The organism is Enterobacter sp. 940_PEND (assembly GCF_001059415.1).
Lineage (GTDB): Bacteria > Pseudomonadota > Gammaproteobacteria > Enterobacterales > Enterobacteriaceae > Enterobacter > Enterobacter cloacae_M.
In genome coordinates this window covers 1-303 of sequence record NZ_JUMS01000131.1, presented here as the reverse complement: position 1 = coordinate 303, position 303 = coordinate 1, and the positions used below count along the sequence as shown (strand labels likewise).

Annotated in this window: 1 protein-coding gene; it reads left to right on the top strand. The window is 53.8% G+C overall.

From position 1 onward, the window contains the following. Window positions 1–303, top strand: a 303-nt coding sequence (locus ADJ24_RS19170; RefSeq protein WP_048703400.1) for an IS3 family transposase, incomplete at both ends; no start/stop codon positions are given.

The following is a 303-nucleotide window of genomic DNA, read 5'->3' as shown; positions in this document are numbered from 1 at the left end:
TCAGGCAGACCTGAGACTGACAGGACAGATTAAACAGTTCTGGCTGGAATTGGGATGCGTCTATGGTTATCGCAAAATCCATCTGGATCTGCGTGACAGCGGGCAACAGTGCGGAGTAAACAGAGTCTGGAGACTGATGAAACGTGTCGGAATAAAGGCTCAGGTCGGATACCGAAGCCCGCGGGCACGTAAAGGCGAGGCCAGTATCGTGTCACCCAACAGGCTCCAGCGACAGTTCAATCCGGATGCTCCTGATGAGCGTTGGGTAACGGACATAACCTACATCAGGACCCACGAAGGCTG